Below are 20,246 nucleotides of genomic sequence, written 5' to 3' on the forward strand. Positions count from 1 at the left end.
CACGTGCAGGGCGAAATCGAAATGCAGGGGGATATTCTCAGAGCATGGTCGACCCGGCACACGAACCCGAAACAGTTGTGGCCGGCCCGCGGCCGGAACCCGGCGATCTCACTGGGTTGGGCGAGGCGGCGACAGCCCTGGTTCGTCGGTGGCTCGCCGAGAGCGCAGACTCACCGGTCGATGACTCGGCTGCCCGGCTGGCCGGGGTGCTCAAAGACCCCAACGGGCTCGCCTTCACCGTGGGGTTCGTCGACGGCGTTGCACGACCCGATGATGCCGTCGTCGCGGGCAAGAATCTCGGCGAGCTGGCCGGTCTGACGCCCGAGTTCCTGCCACCACAGCTGCGTGCGGCGATCAAGGTCGGGGGTGCCCTGGGCGAGGCGCTGCCGTGGGTCGTCGTGCCCACGTCGAAGCGGGTGCTTCGCCGCATGGTCGGCCACCTCATTGCCGACGCCAGCCCTGCGAAGCTCGGCAAGGCCATTGCGGCACTCAGCGCTGAGGGTGTGCGGCTGAACATCAACCTGCTCGGCGAAGCTGTGCTCGGCGACCGGGAGGCGCAGAACCGGCTCAGCGGCACCCTCGAACTGCTGGCACGGCCAGACGTGGACTACGTCTCGGTCAAGGTGTCGTCGATCGCGGCAGAGCTGTCGATGTGGGCGTTCGACGAAACCGTGGAGCGGGTGGCGAACAGCCTCGTGCCGCTGTACAGGCTCGCGCTTCCGGGTGCTACCGGCGGCGGCGCCACGGGCTCCGCGAAGTTCATCAACCTCGACATGGAGGAGTATCGCGATCTCGACCTCACGATCGCCGTGTTCCAGAATGTGCTCGAGCGGCCCGAGTTCCGGCACCTCGAGGCCGGGATCGTGTTGCAGGCCTACCTGCCCGACGCGCTCCGGGCGATGCGCGGCCTGCAGGCCTGGGCGGCAGCACGCGTCGCGAACGGCGGGGCGCCGATCAAGGTGCGGCTCGTCAAGGGCGCGAACCTGGCGATGGAGCGGGTCGATTCGATCATCCATGGCTGGCCCTTGGCCACCTGGAGCAGCAAGCAGGAGACCGATACGAACTACAAGCGGGTGCTCGACTGGGCGCTCACACCGGAGCGCGTCGATGCCGTGAAGGTCGGCATCGCCGGCCACAACCTCTTCGACATCGCCTTCGCCTGGCTCCTCGCCGAACGCAGGGGCGTCACCGGGTCGATCGACTTCGAGATGCTGCTCGGCATGGCCACGGCGCAGGCCGACGCAGTGCGGCGCCAGGTCGGCGGGCTCCTGCTCTACACGCCGGTCGTGCATCCTCGGGAATTCCCCGTGGCCATCAACTACCTCGTGCGACGGCTCGAGGAGAACGCGAGCGACGAGAACTTCATGTCGGCGGTGTTCGACATCGGTGCCGACCCGGCGGCCTTCGAGCGCGAGAGGGCCCGTTTCGCCGCGTCGCTGGCCGTGCTCGAGGCCGAGCTGGCGGCGCCAATGGATGATCGGGCTCCCCGTTCTGCAGACGAACCCGCTGCCGCCGTCGTGCCGCTGCCGCTGCCGCGCCGAACCCAGGACCGCGCCGACCCCGAGACCCTCGAGGCACCGCCGCGGGGAGTCTTCGAGAACACGCCAGACACCGACCCCTCGCTGCCGGCCAACCGCGACTGGGCCAGGGCAATTCTGAGTGGGGTCGAATCGTCGACCCTGGGAGAACAGACGCTCCAAGGCGTGCACTACGCCGACCCCGAGTTGCTCGACGGGCTGCTCGAGCGCGTCGCGGCGGCCGGGCGCGCGTGGGGTGCACAACCGGCCGAGGTTCGTGCCGCAGCGCTCCGACGGGCTGGCCTGGCGCTCGAGGCGAACCGCGACCTCCTGCTCGAGGTCATGGCGAGCGAGACGGGCAAGACCATCGCCGAGGGTGACCCCGAGGTCAGCGAGGCCGTCGACTTCGCCCGTTACTACAGCGTGCAGGCGAGCGAACTCGAACGAGTAGATGGCGCGACTTTCGTGCCGCCCGCACTCGTCGTCGTTGCGCCGCCGTGGAACTTTCCGGTGTCGATCCCCGCGGGGGGTGTGCTTGCCGCGCTTGCGGCCGGGGCGGGCGTGGTCTTCAAGCCTGCGCCCCAGGCGAGGCGCTGCGCCGCGGTCATCGCCGAGTCGCTCTGGCAGGCGGGCATCCCGACCGACCTGCTCGCCCTGGTCGACATCGACGAAGCGGAGCTCGGCAGCGAACTCATCACGCACCCGCTCGTCGACCGGGTCATTCTCACCGGCTCGTTCGACACCGCAGCCCTGTTCCGCTCATGGCGTCACGACCTGCCCCTGCTCGCCGAGACGAGTGGCAAGAACGCGATCATCGTCACACCGAGCGCCGACCTCGACCTAGCGGCCGCCGACGTCGTGAAGAGCGCCTTCGGGCACGCGGGCCAGAAGTGTTCGGCCGCGAGCCTCGTGATTCTGGTGGGGTCGGTCGGCCGATCGGCCCGCTTTCGAAACCAGCTGGTCGACGCGGTCACCTCGCTCCGGGTGGGGTACCCGGCCGACGCGACGACCCAGCTGGGCCCGCTCATCGAGCCGGCTGCCGGCAAGCTTCTGGATGCCCTGACCACCCTCGGCCCCGGCGAGTCGTGGCTCGTCGAACCGCGCGCGCTCGACGCGACCGGCCGGCTCTGGACTCCAGGGGTGCGCACCGGCGTCGCCGCGGGCTCGGCCTTCCATTTCACCGAGTACTTCGGCCCAGTGCTCGGCATCATGCACGCGCCGACCCTTGCGGCGGCGGTCGAGCTGCAGAATGCGAGCGATTTCGGGCTGACCGCGGGCATCCACTCGCTCGACTCCGACGAGATCGAGGCCTGGCTCGCGGGCGTTCAGGCGGGCAACCTGTATGTGAACCGCAGCATCACGGGCGCGATCGTTCAGCGCCAGCCGTTCGGTGGCTGGAAGCGGTCATCGGTGGGTGCGGGCGCCAAGGCGGGTGGGCCGAACTACCTGCTGCAGCTGGGCCGCTGGGTGGACGAGCCCGGTGAGCCCGGCGACGACATCAGCCTGGCCGGCCTCGACCCGAAGGTCGTGGCACTTCTCGAGGCGTCGACCGCTGGGCTCGACTACAAGGAGTTCGAGGTGGTGCGACGGGCGGCCGTGGGTGACGAGAAGGCGTGGACCGGGTTCTTCGCGCCCAGTGACGCCTCGGCCCTCGGGGTGGAGCGCAATGTGCTGCGCTACCGACCGGTGCCTGTGGTCGTGCGGCTCTCTGAGGGCCGCCCACTCGTCGAGTTGGTTCGCGTGCTGGCCGCGGCGACCCGTGCAGGCGCGCCCCTGATGGTCAGTACGGCGCTCAAACTTCCGCGTCCGTTGCGGGCCCTGCTCAAGGAGCGCGCGGTGCGGGTGTTCGTCGAGGATGATGCCGAGTGGCTGGCGCGCGCCGTCGCCTCGGAGCCCGTCGCGCGGGCACAGGCGGGTGCAGCCGATTCCCTGGCCTCGGCTGTGATCGGCGATATTGCGGCAGGCTCCACTGTCGGTCGCGAGTTCGGCGCGTCGTTCAGCGTCAACCGCATCCGGATGATCGGGGGAGACCCGCGGGCGCTCGCCACAGCTCTCGGCGGCACGCCCGACGTGGCAGTCTATGCGGATGAGGTCACCCGCGCGCCGCGCATCGAGCTGCTGCCGTTCCTCCGTGAGCAGGCCGTGAGCATGACCAACCATCGCTTCGGCAACCCGAGCTCGCTTGCCTCCCGCGCGCTCCCTCTCCCATCGGCCCCGCCGTTCGAGTAGCCCCGCCGTTTGAGTAGCCTCGCCGTTTGAGTAGCCCCGCCGGGGCGTATCGAAACCTCCAACGCGTCGACGGCTTCGATACGCCCGCTCCTGCGGCGCAGACTACTCGACCAGCGCGCAGGAGCTGAGAGGGACATCCAGTGGATGCTCACCTCCACGCGCCAGCGCTGACGAAGCTGTGCTCGGCAGAACACCTCAGCTCCCTGATCCCTGACCGCTGTCGCTGCTCTACGGCGCTGAAAGCGCTGCCGCGACGATGGCAAGGGCATCCTGCTCGCTGAGGCCCAGTTCGCGGGCTCGCGAGGCATAAGCCGCCGCCGCGAGCTGCGCTTGGCGTGCCGGGCCTGTGCCCTGCGGGGCAATGGAGGTCCCGTTGCGGCCCTCGGTGGTGACGAATTCGTCGCGTTCGAGCTCGCGGTACACCTTCGCGACCGTGTTTGCGGCCAGCGACAGCTCTTCGGCGAGACGCCGCACGGCCGGCAGGCGGGTGCCGGCAACGAGATCCCCGCGCTGAACAGCGGTGATGATCTGCACGCGCAGCTGTTCAGAGACGGGCGCGGGCAGCCGGGCATCCACTTCGATGCTCACACCGGCGATGGATGCCCGGCGAACCCCTGCCGCATCACGCACGCCGCCCACCTCGCCCATCGCAGCACACCGGCCCGCACACCTGCCCGCTGCCCGACTACCGCTTGATGAGGTTCGACAGCACGATCGCGCTGCGGGTGTGATCGACGTTCGGTGCAATGCGAACCCGTTCGAGTGCTAGCTCGAGGCTTGGGATGTCTCGCGAACGCATGTGCACGATCGCGTCGGCGCTGCCGGTGACCGTGCCCGCGTCGACGACCTCCGGTACGCCGGAGAGGATTCGCTTGAGCTCGGCGGGGGCGACGGTGCCGCGGCAGAAGAGTTCGACGTAGGCCTCGGTGACCTTGCCGTCGAGGGAGGTGTCGAGCAGAACGGTGAAGCCGCGGATGATGCCGTCGGCGATGAGGCGGTCGATGCGGCGTTTGACGGCTGACGCCGACAGGCCGATCACTTGCCCGATGTCCCCGTAACCGGTGCGTGCGTTGAGTTTGAGCAGGTCGATGATTCGAAAGTCCAAATTGTCCACTGCCCGAGCATATGCCGAATTCTTGCGGAGAGGGGCATTCCGCGCACTTTTCGTGCGCACAATGGTCGACTATTGACATTACGAGCGTGCCAGACTAGGAGCTGGCGTGCTCCTCGGAGCCATCTACAGGACAGTGTCCGCCATCCGTCTCTTTCGAAGGATGCCCATGCCCACCCACACCACGCCCGATCTCGCCGCTGCTGCAGGTACGACTGTTGCAGACAGCGCCGCCATTCCGAATGTGAACGCCGACACCGTCACGCCGTTCGTTCGCCAGGCCACGCCGCACACATACCTCATGTGCCGCCCCGACTACTTCACTGTCACCTACAAGATCAACCCGTGGATGGATCCGGCGATCCCCACCGACACCGCCAAGGCGCTCGCGCAGTGGCAGTCGCTCTACGACACTTACATCGCGCTCGGCCACACGGTCGAGCTGATCGACCAGATCGACGGTCTGCCCGACATGGTCTACTCGGCCAACGGCGGTTTTGTCATCGACAACATCGCGTACGGAGCCAGCTTCACCCACGCCGAGCGCCAGGCCGAGGGCCCCGCCTACATGAGGTGGTTCGCCGACCACGGCTTCCGGGTCGTCGAGCCCGAGAATGTGAATGAGGGCGAAGGGGACTTCATGCTCGTCGGAGACACGATTCTCGCCGGAACCGGCTTCCGCAGTGCATCCAACTCGCATGAAGAGGTCGCACGCATCTACGGCCGCGAGGTCGTCACCCTGAACCTCGTCAACCCGAACTTCTACCACCTCGACACCGCCATCGCCGTGCTGAACGAATCGGCGGGCCAGGCTCCGGATGCTGCGACCATCGCCTACCTGCCGAGTGCCTTCGACGCGGCCAGCCGGGCCGAGCTCGAGCGCCGCTACCCCGATGCCATCCTCGTGAGCGAAGCCGACGCGGCGGTACTGGGGCTCAACTCGATCTCCGACGGCTACAACGTTGTCATCGCCGCCCGGGCCGTCGGTTTCGAAGCGCAACTGCGCGAACGCGGGTACAACCCGATCGGCGTCGACCTGTCGGAGCTTCTGCTCGGCGGCGGCGGAGTGAAGTGCTGCACGCTGGAGCTGCGCCGATGATCACCACCGAGCCCTCCACACCCCGAGAGCGGAGCGCAGAGCCTCTGGCCGGCGTGGGCGCAGCCGCGACCACAGCAGCGACGGCGGGTACCGTGCCGAGCGAGGTCACCGAGGCAGCCATCGCCCGCGAAGAGGCGCACGCCGCGCACAACTACCACCCGCTGCCGATCGTCGTCGAATCGGGCGACGGAGCATGGGTGACCGCGATCGACGGCCGTCGGTACCTCGACTGCCTCGCCGCGTACTCTGCCGTGAATTTCGGGCACTCGAACCCGGTGCTGCTCGATGCCGCGCGCACCCAGCTGGGGCGCATCACCCTGACCTCGCGCGCGTTCCACAACGACCAGCTCGGGCCCTTCGTCGAGTCTCTGGCGGCGCTCGCCGGCAAAGACATGGTGCTCCCCATGAACACCGGGGCAGAGGCCGTCGAGTCCGGGCTGAAGGTCGCCCGGGCCTGGGGCTACCGCGTGAAAGGCGTGCCGGAGGGGCTGGCGAACATCATCGTGATGGGCGGCAACTTCCACGGGCGCACGATCTCGATTGTGAGCTTCTCCGACGACCCCACCGCACGCGAGGGGTTCGGCCCGTTCACGCCGGGGTTCCGCGCGGTTCCCTACGGTGACGCGTCCGCGTTTGCTGCAGCCATCGACGAGAACACCGTCGCCGTGCTCATCGAGCCGATCCAGGGCGAGGCAGGGATCATCGTGCCGCCCGCTTCGTACCTACCAGCCGTTCGCGAGATCTGCACGACGAACAACGTGCTCATGATCGCCGACGAGATCCAGTCGGGCCTCGGCCGCACGGGTGCGACCTTCGCCTGCGACCTCGTCGGAGTCGTTCCCGACCTGTACCTGCTGGGCAAGGCGCTCGGCGGAGGTATCGTTCCGGTCTCCGCCGTTGTCGGCAACTCCGACGTTCTCGGAGTGCTGCACCCGGGCGAGCACGGCTCGACCTTCGGCGGCAACCCGCTCGCGGCCGCGGTCGGCTCGGCCGTTGTCGGCATGCTCGCGACCGGCGAATACCAGCAGCGCGCAGCGGAGCTCGGCGAACGTCTGGCCGGCCGCCTGAACGAGCTCGTCGGGCACGGCGTCGTCGCCGTGCGCACCGCGGGGCTCTGGGCCGGAATCGACATCGACCCCGCGCTGGCCACAGGCCGCGAGGTGTGCGAGCTCCTCATGGAGCGCGGTGTTCTTGCGAAAGACACGCACGGTTCGACCATCCGGCTAGCCCCTCCCCTCGTCATCACCCCCGAAGACCTCGACTGGGCCGTCGACCAGCTCGCCGATGTCCTGGCCGCCCTCCGCACCTAGCCCCCTTCCCCCCCCAATCCCCCTTCCCCCCCCCAATCCCCCTGCCCCCCCGCGCCCGGCGCGAACGCGCCCATCCCGCGCGCTCGCGCCTCACTCTCCCCAACCCACCTCGTCGTGCGGGCACAAAAACGCCCAAAGTCGGGGTCTTGGGTGCTTTTTTGCCCGCACGACGCTACTCGCGCCGAGAGCGCGGGTGGGAGGGGAGGGGTGGGCCGTCGCGGTGAGAAGCATTGCGGCGCGAATCCACCGGGCGCTCACGGGTAGCTGCAGCGGGCGCGCTCTGCGAAGATACGAGGTGTGAGCAACGTAGACACGACCGCGCAGACTGCTGCCGAGCATCCGGAGCCGTCGGGCAAGACATTCTTCGGGCAACCGCGGCAACTCGCCAACATCTTCGGCGTGGAGATGTGGGAGCGGTTCTCGTTCTACGGCATGCAGGGCATTCTGCTGCTGTACCTGTTCTATCCCGCAGCGGAGGGTGGGCTCGGCCTGCCCAAAGACACGGCAGCGGGCATCGTCGGTGCGTACGGCGGCGCCGTCTACCTCTCGACCATTCTCGGGGCGTGGATCGCCGACCGCCTGCTCGGCTCAGAGCGCGTGCTGTTCTTCAGCGCCGTTCTCATCATGCTCGGCCACATCGCCCTTGCCCTGCTGCCTGGCGGGCTCGGCGTCGCTGTCGGGCTCGTCGCGATCGCCATCGGCAGCGGCGGACTCAAGGCGAACGCGACCTCGATCGTCGGCACGCTCTATTCAGAGAATGATCCCCGCCGCGATGCTGGCTTCTCGATCTTCTACCTCGGCATCAACCTCGGCGCGTTCATCGGCCCGCTGTTGACCGGTCTCGCGCAGACGACCCTCGGGTTCCACTACGGCTTCGGCCTGGCCGCGATCGGCATGGCCATCGGCCTCACCCAGTACAGCTTCGGCCGCAAGCGCCTGCCCGCGTCGTCGCGGATCGTTCCGAACGCGCTTCCGGCCGACAGGCGGCCCCGGATGATCGTGGTCGGCGCCCTGGCCGTCATCATCATCGCCGTGGCCGTCGCCACCGGGTTGCTCAACGTCGGCAACCTCGTGACCGTGGTGATAACGCTGACCGTGGTCGCTGCGATTGCGTATTTCGCGATCATCCTGAGCAGCAAGCGCATCTCGAGTGTGGAGCGGAGCCGGGTTCTCGCGTTCATTCCGCTCTTCATCGCGAGCGTGGCGTTCTGGTCGCTGTACCAGCAGCAGTTCACGGTGGTGACGCTCTACTCCGACAGCCAGCTGAACCGCGATCTCTTCGGTTGGCAGATGCCGGTGTCGTGGGTGCAGTCGATCAACCCGATCTTCGTGATCATCCTGTCGGGAGTGTTCGCGGCCATCTGGACGAGGCTCGGCTCCCGCCAGCCGGCCACGCCGCTGAAGTTCGCCGCGGGCACGATCGTGATGGGGCTGGCGTTCTTCCTGTTCCTGCCGTTCGCGAACGGGGCCGACAACAGCACTCCGCTGATCGAGCTTGTGGGCATTCTGTTCGTCTTCACGGTGGCCGAGCTCTTCATCTCACCGGTGGGGCTGTCGATCTCCACGAAACTGGCCCCTGAGATCTATCGAACGCAGATGGTTGCGCTGTTCTTCCTCTCGGTTGCGCTCGGCACCGCGATCTCGGGGAAGCTCGCCGAGTTCTACGACCCCACGAACCAGGTGCCGTACTTCGGCGTGCTGGGCGCGATCGCCGTGGTGATCGGCCTGCTGCTCGTGTTGGCGACTCCGCTCGTGCGGCGCCTCATGGCCGGGGTGCGCTGAAGCGTCCCTGTGCGAGCCGCTTTGGGGACGTCTGGCCGCACCCGCAGGTTTGGCCGCACCCGCAGGAGCGGGCCGGGCGGCGGGCGTGATACCGCCGAAGCACAGCTTCGACGGCGCTGGCGTCGCGGCGAGCATCCACTGGATGCTCGCTCATAGCTCCAGCGCGCGGGCCCTGGGAATGAGGCGCTCGAGCTGGGTCACATGCGAGGGGGTCAGCTCCTCGAGCGAGTTCACGCCGAGCAGGCGCATGGTGCGGATGATCTCACCCGAGAGAATCGCGATCATGCGGTCGACTCCCTCACGCCCGCCCGCCATGAGCCCATAGAGGTAGGCGCGCCCCACCAGGGTGAAGCGGGCGCCGAGCGCCACGGCCGCCACGATGTCGGCACCCGACATGATGCCCGTGTCGAGGTGCACTTCATACTCGGATCCGACTTCGCGCACGACCTCGGGTAGCAGGTGGAACGGGATCGGCGCGCGGTCGAGCTGGCGGCCGCCGTGGTTGGAGAGCACGACACCGTCGACGCCCAGATCGGCGAGTCGCCGGGCATCCGCCACGTTCTGAACGCCTTTGACGACGATCTTGCCCGGCCACTGCGCCTTGATCCACGCGAGGTCGTCGAAAGTGACCGTCGGGTCGAACATGGAGTCGAGCAGCTCACCGACCGTGCCAGACCAGCGGTCGAGCGAGGCGAACGCGAGGGGCTCGGTGGTGAGGAAGTTGATCCACCACTCCGGGCGGGGCAGGGCGTTGATGACGGTGCCGAACGTGAGCTGCGGGGGAATGGAGAACCCGTTGCGCTTGTCGCGGAGCCGGGCCCCGGCCACAGGCACGTCGACGGTCACCAACAGTGTGTCGAACCCGGCCGTGGCCGCCCTGTCAACCAGCGCCATAGAGCGCTCGCGGTCCTTCCACATGTACAGCTGGAACCAGTTGCGGCCGTTCGGGTTCACTGCCTTGACGTCTTCGATGGCCGTGGTTCCCATCGTCGAGAGCGAGAAGGGGATGCCCGCTGCGGCGGCCGCGCCGGCTCCCGCGATCTCACCCTCGGTCTGCATCATGCGGGTGAAGCCCGTGGGGGCGATGCCGAACGGCATCGAGACGGGCGCGCCGAGCACATCCCACCCGGTGGTGACCTTCGACACATCGCGCAGGATCGACGGCGTGAACTGGATGTCTTCGAAGGCCTGTCGGGCGCGCGCGAGGCTGATCTCGCCCTCTGCGGCACCCTCGGTGTAGTCGAAAGCCGCCTTGGGCGTGCGTCGCTTGGCGATGGTACGCAGGTCGGCGATGGTGAGTGCGCCCTCGAGGCGGCGGCGCTTCGCATTCAGGTCGGGCGTCTTGAAATGCATGAGCGGTGCGAGGTCGCGTACCTTCGGCATTCTGCGGTCAACCATGGGTGTGTCCTTTCGGGAGGGGGTGGGGAGGACTGGCGGCAAGCGGGCATCGTGAGGTCTCTGCCGGGTCGTAAGACGTCACTTCGGATTCGGCGAGGTGGCCGTAGGGCTCCCGAGAGGTGTCGGCTGACCGAAGCCCGCCTCGGCGTAGTAACCGGTGATGTGGCCGGTGACAGCTGTGCGGGCCGCGTGCGAGTCGCCCGCCTCGATGGCCCGGATGATCGACCGATGCTCGCGCTTCAACCTCGTTGCCGTGCTCGACCACGAGGCCAGGTTGCGCGCGCCGGCGATCGAGTAGCCCTCGATCGAGTTGCGGAGCCCCGTCATCATCGCGGCGATCACGTCATTTCCCGCGGCTTCGGCGAGCGAGAAGTGGAACTGCGCGTCGAGCGCCAGGAACTCCGGCGAAGTCGGCTCGCGCTCGCCCGTCGCCTCCATCGCGTCGAGGATCTCGGTCGCTGCAGTGAGATCGATCGACGCGGCGCCGGCCAGGGCGACGCGCTCGGCCAGCTGCGCGGCGACGGCGGTCTCGAGAATGAGGCGGGTGCTCACCACATCATCGACCCGAAAGCCCTGGGCTGCGACCTGCAGGCGCAAGAGCGACGACATGCCGCCAGAGGGCCGGGCGATGATGATCGCGCCGGATTCGGGCCCTGACCCCGCCTGCGTGCGCAGAAGCCCGAGCACTTCGAGCACGCGCAGTGCTTCGCGAACGGATGATCGGCTCACCCCGAGCCCCGACGCGAGCGTTCGCTCAGAGGGCAGGTGGTCGCCGGGTGCGAGGTCGCCCGAGACGAGCCGCGACTCGATGTGGGCGAGAACGTCTTCCCAGGCGCGGGGCGAGGTGGCGGCGGAGCCGTCCGCCGGCGGGGAGGCGGGCACGGGTGTGGCGAGCGGGCGTGTGGTGTGCGACATTGCGGGGCCCCGGTCATCCATTCGCTCGGTGGTGCACATGTGGTAGGACCACATGGTCTGACCACAGGCTACCCCATGATCGGCGAACACGAAAGTGTGGCCGGATTGGCCTCGCAGCCGGGCCTCGCATGCTCATAGGCGAGTCATAGCGAACCGAAAGACCGTTGCGAGGCCGAGGAGGGAGAGTCTTTCCATGACCCCGCATGGCTCCCCCCTCGCCCTGGACGTCGTGGTGCCCGTCTACAACGAGCAGTTCGCTCTCGACGCCAGCATCCGCCGTCTCGCTGCCTACCTCTCCGACGAGATGTCGACGACGTGGCAGATCACCATCGCCGACAACGCCAGTACCGATGGCACGCCGCAGATCGCCGACCGACTGGCCGACGAGATCGACGGCGTGCGTGTCATTCACACCGGGCGCAAGGGCCGCGGTCACGCGCTGAAGCTGGCGTGGGGTGCGTCGAACGCTGAGGTGCTCGCGTACGTCGATGTCGACCTCTCAACCGACCTCGCAGCGCTGCCTCCGCTTGTCGCGCCGTTGCTCTCCGGGCATTCAGACGTGGCGATCGGCACGCGGCTCTCCCGGTCGTCGCGAGTGGTGCGCGGCGGCAAGCGGGAATTCATCTCCCGCAGCTACAACGTTCTGCTGCACGGCGCCCTGGGTGTGAGTTTCTCTGACGCACAGTGCGGCTTCAAGGCGATTCGCTCCGATGTGGCCGCCCGTCTGTTGCCCCTGGTTCAGGATGATGCGTGGTTCTTCGACACCGAACTGCTGGTGATCGCGCAGCGCAGCGGGCTTCGCATCCACGAGGTACCGGTCGACTGGATCGACGACACGGACTCGCGCGTGGAGATCATGCCGACCATCAGGGAGGATCTGCGAGGTGTGTACCGCGTCGGGCGTGACCTTGCCCGAGGTGCGATACCGGTGCAGTCGATCTACGCCGAACTCGGCCGCACGCCGATCGGGCCTGCAGCCCGGCCGTCGTTCCTGGGCCAGGTTCTGCGGTTCGGAATCGTCGGCGCACTCTCGACCGCGGCCTATGCGGTGCTGTACCTGCTTCTGCAGGGGGTGCTCGGCGCCCAGGCCGCGAACTTCAGCGCGCTTCTCATCACCGCTGTGGCGAACACCTGGGCGAACCGCCGTTTCACCTTCGCGATCAGGGGGCCGGCGAAGGCTGCGACCCACCAGTTCCAGGGGTTGATCGTGTTCGGGCTGGCCTGGGGCATCACATCGGGCTCGCTCGTCGCGCTCGATGCCCTGGCGCCGAACGCCGGCACCGTGGCCGAGCTGGTCGTGCTCACGGTGGCCAACCTCGTGGCCACCGTGCTGCGCTTCGTGCTTCTGCGCCGCTGGGTGTTCCGTACCCCGAAACCGGTCGAGATCGATATCTCTCACCTCTCCCTCACCTCGGGTCAGGAGCCCGCGCTCTCCACAGTCTCGGTGGGCGCAGTCTCCCAGGGCCAGAGCGCAGCGGAGACTCTCAGTGCGACACCGACGGCCGACCAGAACTCTTCACAGAAAGCGAGCGCAGCCTGATGACCAGCAGCACTCTTCCCCGGCCGTCCGCGCCCAGCGCCGGCGCAGCCAACCCCGTGCCAGCTGCGGTCGGCGGCAGAATCCGCTCCTTCGGGCACTGGCTCGTGCGCGGCCGTTCGACCAACGCCGTGTGGGAGCGCCCGGCCCTCATCGGCCTGCTCCTCGTTACTGCAGTGGCCTACCTCTACAACCTCACGAGCAGCGGCTATGCAAACGAGTTCTACTCTGCCGCCGTGCAAGCGGGGTCGCAGAACTGGGAGGCCTTCCTCTTCGGCTCCTCCGATGCGGGCAACTCGATCACCGTCGACAAACCGCCGGCCAGCCTCTGGGTCATGGCGATCTCGGTGCGGCTCTTCGGCCTGAGTTCGATGTCGATCCTTCTTCCGGAGGTGATCATGGGCGTCGTCACGGTGGCCCTGGTCTACGTCATCGTGAGGCGCCACTTCTCGCCAGGCGCCGCGTTGCTGGCGGGTGGGGTGCTTGCGAGCACCCCGGTGGCCGCCCTGATGTTCCGGTTCAACAACCCCGACGCCCTGCTCGTTCTGCTCATGACGGCTTCGGTCTACTTCACCCTGCGGGCAATCGAGAGTGGCCGAGTGCGCTGGTTGCTGCTGGCGGGCGCCATGATCGGGTTCGGGTTCCTGACGAAACAGCTCCAGGCATTCGTCATCCTCCCGCCGCTCGCGCTCGCGTACGCCTGGGCAGGCCCGGTGACCTTCGGCAAGCGTCTGCTGCACCTGCTCGCCGCATTCGGCGCGGTGATCGTCTCTGCGGGGTGGTGGGTCGCACTGGTCGAACTTGTTCCGGCCTCACTCCGACCCTATGTCGGCGGGTCCCAGAACAACGACTTCCTCGAACTGACCTTCGGATACAACGGCTTCGGTCGCCTCACCGGCGCTGAGACCGGCAGCGTCACGGGTGGTGCCGGCACCGCCACCACCGGCGGAGGCCAGTGGGGTTCGACAGGAATCACGCGTCTCCTCGACGGCGAGTTCGGGGGCCAGATCGCATGGCTCATCCCGGCGGCCCTTGTGTTGCTGGTGGTGTCGTTCTTCCTGCTCCGGCGCCAGAAGCGAACGGATGCCCGGCGAGCCATCTTCGTCATGTTCGGCGGCTGGCTCGTTCTCACCGGTCTCATCTTCAGTTTCATGTCGGGCATCTTCCACGCCTACTACACCGTGGCGTTGGCGCCTGCGATCGCTGGGGTCGTCGGGGCTGGGGCCGTGATGCTCTGGAACACGCGGCGTCACCTCTGGGCTCGGCTCCTGTCGGCCGCCCTCGTTCTGGGCACGGGTGTCTGGGCCTTCGCGCTCCTCACGCGGGCCACAGACTGGCTGCCCTGGCTCAAGTTCGTGGTGCTCGCTGCCGCCATCGTCGGGGCACTCCTGCTCGCGTTCCGATGGAGGAGACGAGCGCTTCGGGTCACCACGGTCGTCGTCTCGCTGGTTGCTGTGCTGCTCGCGCCGACGGCCTACACGCTCCAGACGATCTCGACCGGGCACACCGGCTCGATCGTCACTGCCGGGCCGACCGTTGCGTCGTCCACGGGCTTCGGAGGAGGTGGCGGCTTCGGTCGCGGTGGTGGCGCAGGCGGTGGGGGCACTCCGCCCGGCGGAATAGCCGGCGGCCCCGGCACCGCGGGCGGGTTGACACCACCCGTTGGCGCAGGCCAGGCCGGTACGGGTGCTGCCGGTGGAACCGCGGGCGGTGCAGCTGGAGGCGGAACGACAGCAGGCGGCGCCGGTGGTGCGGCTGCCGCTGGCACCCGCGGCGGCGGAATGGGCGGCGGTGGTCTCCTCGTGGGTGCGACCGTGAGCGCGCAGGTCAGCGCCCTGCTGTCGGCCAATGCGTCGAGTTACACCTGGGCTGCGGCGGCGGTGGGCTCGCAGAACGCCGCGAGCTACCAGCTGGCCAGCCAGGCGGCAGTGATGCCCCTGGGTGGGTTCAACGGCAGCGACCCGTCACCGACGCTGGAGCAGTTCCAGGCCTACGTCGCATCGGGCCAGATCCACTATTTCATCTCCTCAGGCAACATCGGGGCGTCGAACGGTGGCAGCTCGGCTTCGTCGAGTATTGCGACCTGGGTCGTGGCGAACTACACGGCCACCACGGTCGACGGCACCACGCTGTACGACCTGACCACTGCAGCTGCCACGAGCTGAGAGGCGCACCCAGGCGTGCGGGGAGGATCGTTCTCTCCGCACGCCTGGAATGCATGCCCCAGCACACACGCTGAGACCGCACGAGCTGAGACCGCACGCATCAGAAGCGCACTAATCAGGCCCCTCGCTTAGGCTGGGGGGCGTCCGAACGGTTCGGCACAGGCAGGAGTCGCTCATGGGTCGTGTGTTCGTGCTGGGGTCTGTGAACGTCGACTCCGTCGTGAGAGTCGGGAGGCACCCCCTTCCTGGTGAGACTCTCCGCGGGGGCGACGTCGCGACGTTCTGGGGTGGCAAAGGCGCGAACCAAGCCGTCGCAGCCGCCGAAGCAGGTGCCGACGTCGTCTTCATCGGCCGGGTCGGCGATGACGGCGAGGGCCATGACTACCGCACGCGCCTCGCCTCCAGATCGATCGATGTTCGCCCGCTCGCCGTCACGAAGGGCGTCACCACGGGTCACGCGATGATCGCCGTCGATGCCCACGGGGAGAACACGATCATCGTGTCGCCCGGCGCCAATGCCCGCGTCTCGCTTTCCGATCTGTCGTTGCTGCGCGGTGAATCCGCGGCGCGTAACGGTGGCCGGATCGCGGCGAAGGGCGAAACCGATGCTGCGGTCGAACCCGATGGTGATGACGCCGTTTCAGCGGATCTGACCACCGGTTCGTCACTGCACACGACCGACACGGTCTACGACTCCGAGCCGTCGCCCCTCACCGACGGTGACGTGCTCCTCGTCTCACTGGAGCTCGATCTCGACGTCGTGTGCCAGGCGATCCGCTGGGCTTCGGTGACAGGAGCGCGAATCGTGCTGAACCTGGCGCCGTTCGCTCAACTCCCGGCCGAGGTGCTGGCGCTGGCCGACCCCGTGATTGTGAATGAGCACGAAGCGGCGGAGCTCCGGGCATCCGGTGTCGAACCCGACTCCCTCCTCGTCACGCTCGGCCCCGACGGCTCACGCTGGGCTGACATCACCGTGCCGGGTTCGCCCATTTCAGACGTGGTCGATACGACGGGCGCGGGCGACACGTACTGCGGAACCCTCGCGGCACGGCTGGCGCGCGGCGACACTCATCGACAAGCGATGGAAGCTGCCAGTGCTGCAGCGGCACGGTCAGTGCGGTGGCTCGGGGCGCAGCCGGCCTGACCGCCCTTGCTACTTCGCGCGCCGCCGGTTCAGCCAGGCGCCCGTGCTCCAGAGCGCCCAGAGCACCAGCACGGGCTGGAAGATCAGCCGCACGGCCCGCTTCCTGTCGGTGTCGAGACCGAATGCATCGCGGTGATTCACGAGCTGGGCGATGTTCCCCGGGAAGATCGCTGTGAAGAAGGCCGCAGCGACCCATCCGACGGTGCTGCGGTGTTTTCGCGAGAGCAGCAGTGCCGAACCGAGGGAGATCTCGACCACCCCTGAGGCGAGAACGGTGGCGTCGGGTGAGAGCGGTACGAAGTCGGGAACCTGCGCCTGAAAGTCCTTTCGCGCGAATGTCAGGTGGCTCGTCCCCGCGAACACGAGAATGCTGCCCAGCAGCACCCGTGCGATCGTGCGGCCGGGCATCCGCCACTTCATGACCTGCGCGTGGCCAGAAACACACCCGCAACAACCCAGCGCTAGGCTCGCAGGCATGGTTGACCTGTTCGCCGGCTATGGCGCCACCCTCTTGCCTCGCAAGCCCATCAAGGGCGCGAGCGCATACGACGAGATGTTCCCCGAACCAGACTCGTCGTCTCCTGTTGAAGCACGTGCGGCGTACAAAGACATCTACAACGCGCTCGCACGCATGACGCAAGAAGAGCTGCGGGGGCGCACCGACGCCCTGGCCAGCTCCTATCTGGCGCAGGGAGTGACGTTCGACTTCGCCGGTGAGGAGCGCCCGTTCCCGCTCGACGCGGTGCCCCGTGTCATCGAGCAGAAGGAATGGGTCGGCGTCGAGAAGGGCATCAAGCAGCGGGTCAGGGCACTCGAGGCCTTCCTCTCCGACATCTACGGCTCGCAGAATGCCATTCGCGACGGCGTCATCCCCGCGGGGCTCGTCAGCTCGTCGAGCCACTTCCACCGCGAGGCGGCGGGAATCGTGAGCGCCAACGGTGTGCGAATCCAGGTCTCGGGCATCGACCTGATCCGCGACGAGAAGGGCGCGTGGCGGGTGCTCGAAGACAACGTTCGCGTGCCCTCCGGCGTGAGCTACGTCATATCGAACCGCCGGGTCATGGCGCAGACGCTGCCCGAGCTGTTCGTTTCGATGAGGGTGCGCCCGGTCGGCGACTACCCCAACAAGCTCCTGCAGGCCCTCCGCGCGTCTGCCCCCGAAGGCGTCGAAGACCCGAACGTGGTCGTGCTCACTCCGGGTGTCTACAACTCCGCTTACTTCGAACACACTCTGCTGGCCCGACTGATGGGCATCGAACTCGTCGAAGGCCGTGACCTCTTCTGCTCCGGTGGCCGGGTCTGGATGCGCACGACGGCAGGGCCGACGCGCGTCGACGTGATCTACCGGCGCGTCGACGACGAGTTCCTCGACCCATTGCAGTTCCGTGCGGATTCGATGCTGGGTTCGCCGGGCATCCTGCTCGCTGCACGCCTCGGCAACGTCACCATCGCGAACGCGGTCGGCAACGGCGTCGCCGACGACAAGCTCGTCTACACCTATCTGCCCGACCTGATCCGGTACTACCTGTCAGAAGAGCCGCTCATCCCGAACGTCGACACCTGGCGCCTCGAAGACCCGGGTGCGCTCGAAGAGGTGCTCGATCGGCTCGACGAACTCGTCGTGAAGCCCGTCGACGGCTCGGGCGGCAAGGGGCTGGTCGTGGGGCCCGCCGCTTCGGCCAAAGAGCTCGAGGCTCTTCGCAAGAGGTTGATCAAAGACCCGCGTGGGTGGATCGCCCAGCCGGTCATCCAGTTGTCGACCATACCGACCCTCGTCGAAGACGGCATGCGCCCGCGGCACGCCGACCTCCGCCCGTTCGCAGTGAACGATGGCAAAGACGTGTGGGTGCTGCCCGGCGGCCTGACCCGCGTCGCGCTGCCCGAGGGTGAGCTCGTGGTGAACTCGTCGCAGGGCGGCGGATCGAAAGACACCTGGGTCGTCGGGTTCCCGGGCGGGTTCTCGCCGATCGACGGCACTGCTGTTGTCGCGCAGAACATCCAGGGACTCGTCGCCGACCAGGCAGCGAACACCCAGGCGATCCCCATCGTGGGGCACACGCCAGACCATTCGCCGTACGACAAGCCGCGCTCGCACCAGGACCAGCAGGAGCAGCAGCAACAACAGCGACTGGTGCCGGATGCCCGGACCTTCGCCTCGCGATCGCTCGACCTTCCCCTGCCCGCCCCCCGCGCGGTCAACGCCGACGCCCTGCCCGCCGCGCGAACCGAAGGAGCAGCACAATGCTGAGCCGCATCGCCGAGTCACTGTTCTGGATCGGCCGCTACATTGAGCGCAGTGACGGCACCGCCCGCATCCTCGACGTGCACCTCCAGTTGCTGCTCGAAGACCCGTGGATCGAGGAGAACCTCGCCTGCCGCTCGCTCCTCGCGGTCATGGGCAGTGAGATCCCACCGGATGATCACGAATTGACTCGTGCCGACGTGCTGGCGATCCTCGCCGTCGACCGCACGCAGCCCGCCTCGATCGCCTACTCGCTCGGCGCCGCCCGCGAGAACGCCCGGCGCGCTCGCGAGATCGTGTCGACAGAGTTGTGGGAGTGCCTCAACACCACGCGTGCCCGTATGCCGCGCAAGATCGCCGTCGAGAAGACCCACGAGTTCTTCGCCTGGGTGCGCGAGCGCTCGGCGCTTGCCGTCGGAATCCAGGAGTCGGCGGCCAGCCGAGACGAGGCCTGGCACTTCTTCACCCTCGGCCGCAGCCTCGAACGGGCCGACATGACGGCCCGCCTGCTCGCCACCCGCAGCCTCACCGAGGCCAGCGGCCCGTCCTGGACGACGATTCTCCGCTCCTGTGGTGCCTACGAGTCGTACCTGCGCACCTACCGCGGTGTTCCGAGCGCCCGCAATGCCGCCGAGTTCCTGCTGCTTGACCGGCTCTTTCCCCGCTCGATCCTCTTCTCGGTCACCCGCGCCGAGCAGAGCCTTCGCGACATCGAACCCCGAAACACCCGGCTCGCCGTCACCGACCAGGCCCAGCGCCTGCTCGGCCAGATCCGCAGCCAACTGGAGTACCGACCGATCATGGACATCCTGCACGACCTGCCCCACCACATGGACCTGGTGCAAGAAGCGACGAGTGAGGCATCCGAGGCGATCCGCCAGCGGTACTTCCCCACCAACGCGGCACCGAGCTGGGTGGGTGAGAAGGTATGACCCGCCTGCGCATCAAGCACACCACCGGCTATCGTTACGAGGGCGAAGTCCAGGCCTCCTACAACGAGGCACGGATGCTCCCCGTGAGTTCCGACGGACAGTTCGTGTTGTTCTCCAACCTCGACATCACGCCTCTGTCGTCGAACCATACCTACGTGGACTACTGGGGGACCAGGGTCAGCTCGTTCGAGGTGCTGACGGGCCACAAAGAGCTGGCTCTCACGGCGAACTCGCTGATCGAGGTACGGCCCCGCGAGCATCCGCCGCATGATCTCAGCTGGGAGGGGCTCGCTGAGGCCTCGGCGAAGGTGACGTCGACTGTCGAGCAGATCAAGCAGACCGGCCTCACCGAACCGCCTGCCGAGGTCGCAGCCCTTGCTGCCGAGATCGCGGGCCGGTTCGACAGTACCTGCGATGCCGCTCTGGAGATCTGCAGCGAGATCGGGCGGCAGGTCGAGTACATGACTGGCGTCACCGGCGTGCACACGAACGCGCGCGAGGCGTGGGTCGAGAAGAAGGGTGTCTGCCAGGACATCACGCACATCGCGCTCGGCGCCCTTCGTTCGGTCGGCATTCCGGCACGCTACGTCTCGGGCTACCTGCACCCGAAGCCCTCCGCTCAGATCGGTGAGACCGTGACGGGCGAATCGCACGCCTGGGTCGAGTGGTTCTGCGGGGAGTGGCGCGGGTTCGACCCGACGAACTCCATCGACATCGGCGACCGCCACGTCACCGTGGGTCGCGGGCGCGACTACAACGATGTCGCTCCGCTGCGCGGGGTGTACGCCGGCCCGTTCGGCTCGCGCCTGTTCGTCTCGGTGGAGATCACCCGGGAGGCCTGACGCACCACGGCTGTCGCGCTCTG

Annotated in this window: 15 protein-coding genes; 10 read left to right on the top strand and 5 right to left on the bottom strand. The window is 67.7% G+C overall.

What is annotated here, in order from left to right; genetic code table 11:
- The first annotated feature begins 44 nt into the window (after positions 1-44).
- Positions 45-3,746 (top strand): proline dehydrogenase family protein, encoded by a 3,702-nt coding sequence (locus JOE66_RS00630; protein WP_205106241.1) that lies wholly within the window; start codon positions 45-47, stop codon positions 3,744-3,746.
- 228 nt (positions 3,747-3,974) lie between these two features.
- Here JOE66_RS00630 and JOE66_RS00635 read toward each other — a convergent pair whose 3' ends face one another.
- Positions 3,975-4,376, bottom strand: coding sequence for a GntR family transcriptional regulator (locus JOE66_RS00635; protein WP_307826982.1), 402 nt, complete (start codon positions 4,374-4,376; stop codon positions 3,975-3,977).
- A gap of 55 nt (positions 4,377-4,431) precedes the next feature.
- Positions 4,432-4,860 (bottom strand): Lrp/AsnC family transcriptional regulator, encoded by a 429-nt coding sequence (locus JOE66_RS00640; protein ID WP_116281334.1) that lies wholly within the window; start codon positions 4,858-4,860, stop codon positions 4,432-4,434.
- A 166-nt stretch (positions 4,861-5,026) separates the two neighbouring features.
- On the opposite strand from JOE66_RS00640, the gene ddaH reads away from it, so the two are divergent.
- The 3 genes from ddaH to JOE66_RS00655 all read left to right on the top strand — a co-directional run bounded on the left by ddaH (position 5,027) and on the right by JOE66_RS00655 (position 9,048).
- Positions 5,027-5,956: a dimethylargininase gene (gene ddaH, locus JOE66_RS00645; protein ID WP_205106243.1), complete on the top strand. Its 930-nt coding sequence runs from the start codon at positions 5,027-5,029 to the stop codon at positions 5,954-5,956.
- Positions 5,953-7,266: an ornithine--oxo-acid transaminase gene (rocD, locus tag JOE66_RS00650; RefSeq protein ID WP_205106244.1), complete on the top strand. Its 1,314-nt coding sequence runs from the start codon at positions 5,953-5,955 to the stop codon at positions 7,264-7,266. Before ddaH ends, rocD begins: the two co-directional genes overlap by 4 nt.
- 297 nt (positions 7,267-7,563) lie before the next feature.
- Positions 7,564-9,048 (top strand): peptide MFS transporter, encoded by a 1,485-nt coding sequence (locus JOE66_RS00655; RefSeq protein ID WP_372435472.1) that lies wholly within the window; start codon positions 7,564-7,566, stop codon positions 9,046-9,048.
- Positions 9,049-9,198: 150 nt separating this feature from the next.
- On the opposite strand, the gene JOE66_RS00660 is transcribed toward JOE66_RS00655, so the two are convergent.
- Positions 9,199-10,446, bottom strand: coding sequence for an alpha-hydroxy acid oxidase (locus JOE66_RS00660; RefSeq protein ID WP_205106245.1), 1,248 nt, complete (start codon positions 10,444-10,446; stop codon positions 9,199-9,201).
- 78 nt (positions 10,447-10,524) lie between these two features.
- Positions 10,525-11,400 carry a FadR/GntR family transcriptional regulator gene (locus tag JOE66_RS00665; protein ID WP_239518166.1) on the bottom strand — a complete coding sequence of 292 codons (876 nt, stop codon included), beginning with the start codon at positions 11,398-11,400 and terminating at the stop codon, positions 10,525-10,527.
- Between the two features lie 154 nt (positions 11,401-11,554).
- Between JOE66_RS00665 and JOE66_RS00670 the strand changes: the two genes are divergently transcribed.
- The 3 genes from JOE66_RS00670 to JOE66_RS00680 all read left to right on the top strand — a co-directional run bounded on the left by JOE66_RS00670 (position 11,555) and on the right by JOE66_RS00680 (position 16,207).
- Positions 11,555-12,901, top strand: a complete 1,347-nt coding sequence (locus JOE66_RS00670) for a bifunctional glycosyltransferase family 2/GtrA family protein (protein ID WP_205106246.1) — start codon at positions 11,555-11,557, stop codon at positions 12,899-12,901.
- Positions 12,901-15,063, top strand: a complete 2,163-nt coding sequence (locus tag JOE66_RS00675; RefSeq protein ID WP_205106247.1) for a glycosyltransferase family 39 protein — start codon at positions 12,901-12,903, stop codon at positions 15,061-15,063. Before JOE66_RS00670 ends, JOE66_RS00675 begins: the two co-directional genes overlap by 1 nt.
- A gap of 175 nt (positions 15,064-15,238) precedes the next feature.
- On the top strand, positions 15,239-16,207 hold the full coding sequence (locus JOE66_RS00680) for a PfkB family carbohydrate kinase (RefSeq protein WP_205106248.1): 969 nt from the start codon (positions 15,239-15,241) through the stop codon (positions 16,205-16,207).
- Positions 16,208-16,216: 9 nt separating this feature from the next.
- Here JOE66_RS00680 and JOE66_RS00685 read toward each other — a convergent pair whose 3' ends face one another.
- On the bottom strand, positions 16,217-16,615 hold the full coding sequence (locus JOE66_RS00685; protein WP_239518167.1) for a DoxX family protein: 399 nt from the start codon (positions 16,613-16,615) through the stop codon (positions 16,217-16,219).
- Positions 16,616-16,682: 67 nt separating this feature from the next.
- Here JOE66_RS00685 and JOE66_RS00690 point away from each other — a divergent pair, with 67 nt between their 5' ends.
- From JOE66_RS00690 to JOE66_RS00700, 3 genes are read left to right on the top strand one after another with little or no spacing between them, the layout of a single operon-like run.
- Positions 16,683-18,455: a circularly permuted type 2 ATP-grasp protein gene (locus JOE66_RS00690; protein ID WP_205106250.1), complete on the top strand. Its 1,773-nt coding sequence runs from the start codon at positions 16,683-16,685 to the stop codon at positions 18,453-18,455.
- Positions 18,449-19,381, top strand: a complete 933-nt coding sequence (locus JOE66_RS00695) for an alpha-E domain-containing protein (protein WP_205106251.1) — start codon at positions 18,449-18,451, stop codon at positions 19,379-19,381. The genes JOE66_RS00690 and JOE66_RS00695 overlap by 7 nt, the downstream gene beginning before the upstream one ends.
- Positions 19,378-20,223, top strand: coding sequence for a transglutaminase family protein (locus JOE66_RS00700; RefSeq protein ID WP_205106252.1), 846 nt, complete (start codon positions 19,378-19,380; stop codon positions 20,221-20,223). The genes JOE66_RS00695 and JOE66_RS00700 overlap by 4 nt, the downstream gene beginning before the upstream one ends.
- The last annotated feature ends 23 nt before the right edge of the window (positions 20,224-20,246 follow it).

The sequence above is a fragment of the Subtercola frigoramans genome (assembly GCF_016907385.1).
Taxonomy (GTDB): domain Bacteria; phylum Actinomycetota; class Actinomycetes; order Actinomycetales; family Microbacteriaceae; genus Subtercola; species Subtercola frigoramans.

Bases quoted from the DNA above. Each gene is read 5' to 3' on its own strand.
- JOE66_RS00675 (WP_205106247.1), top strand. From the start codon at position 12,901: ATGACCAGCAGCACTCTTCCCCGGCCGTCCGCGCCCAGCGCCGGCGCA.
- rocD (WP_205106244.1), top strand. From the start codon at position 5,953: ATGATCACCACCGAGCCCTCCACACCCCGAGAGCGGAGCGCAGAGCCT.
- JOE66_RS00695 (WP_205106251.1), top strand. From the start codon at position 18,449: ATGCTGAGCCGCATCGCCGAGTCACTGTTCTGGATCGGCCGCTACATT.
- JOE66_RS00690 (WP_205106250.1), top strand. From the start codon at position 16,683: ATGGTTGACCTGTTCGCCGGCTATGGCGCCACCCTCTTGCCTCGCAAG.
- JOE66_RS00680 (WP_205106248.1), top strand. From the start codon at position 15,239: ATGGGTCGTGTGTTCGTGCTGGGGTCTGTGAACGTCGACTCCGTCGTG.
- JOE66_RS00660 (WP_205106245.1), bottom strand. From the start codon at position 10,446: ATGGTTGACCGCAGAATGCCGAAGGTACGCGACCTCGCACCGCTCATG.
- JOE66_RS00670 (WP_205106246.1), top strand. From the start codon at position 11,555: ATGACCCCGCATGGCTCCCCCCTCGCCCTGGACGTCGTGGTGCCCGTC.
- ddaH (WP_205106243.1), top strand. From the start codon at position 5,027: ATGCCCACCCACACCACGCCCGATCTCGCCGCTGCTGCAGGTACGACT.
- JOE66_RS00700 (WP_205106252.1), top strand. From the start codon at position 19,378: ATGACCCGCCTGCGCATCAAGCACACCACCGGCTATCGTTACGAGGGC.
- JOE66_RS00665 (WP_239518166.1), bottom strand. From the start codon at position 11,400: ATGTGCACCACCGAGCGAATGGATGACCGGGGCCCCGCAATGTCGCAC.
- JOE66_RS00630 (WP_205106241.1), top strand. From the start codon at position 45: ATGGTCGACCCGGCACACGAACCCGAAACAGTTGTGGCCGGCCCGCGG.
- JOE66_RS00685 (WP_239518167.1), bottom strand. From the start codon at position 16,615: ATGCCCGGCCGCACGATCGCACGGGTGCTGCTGGGCAGCATTCTCGTG.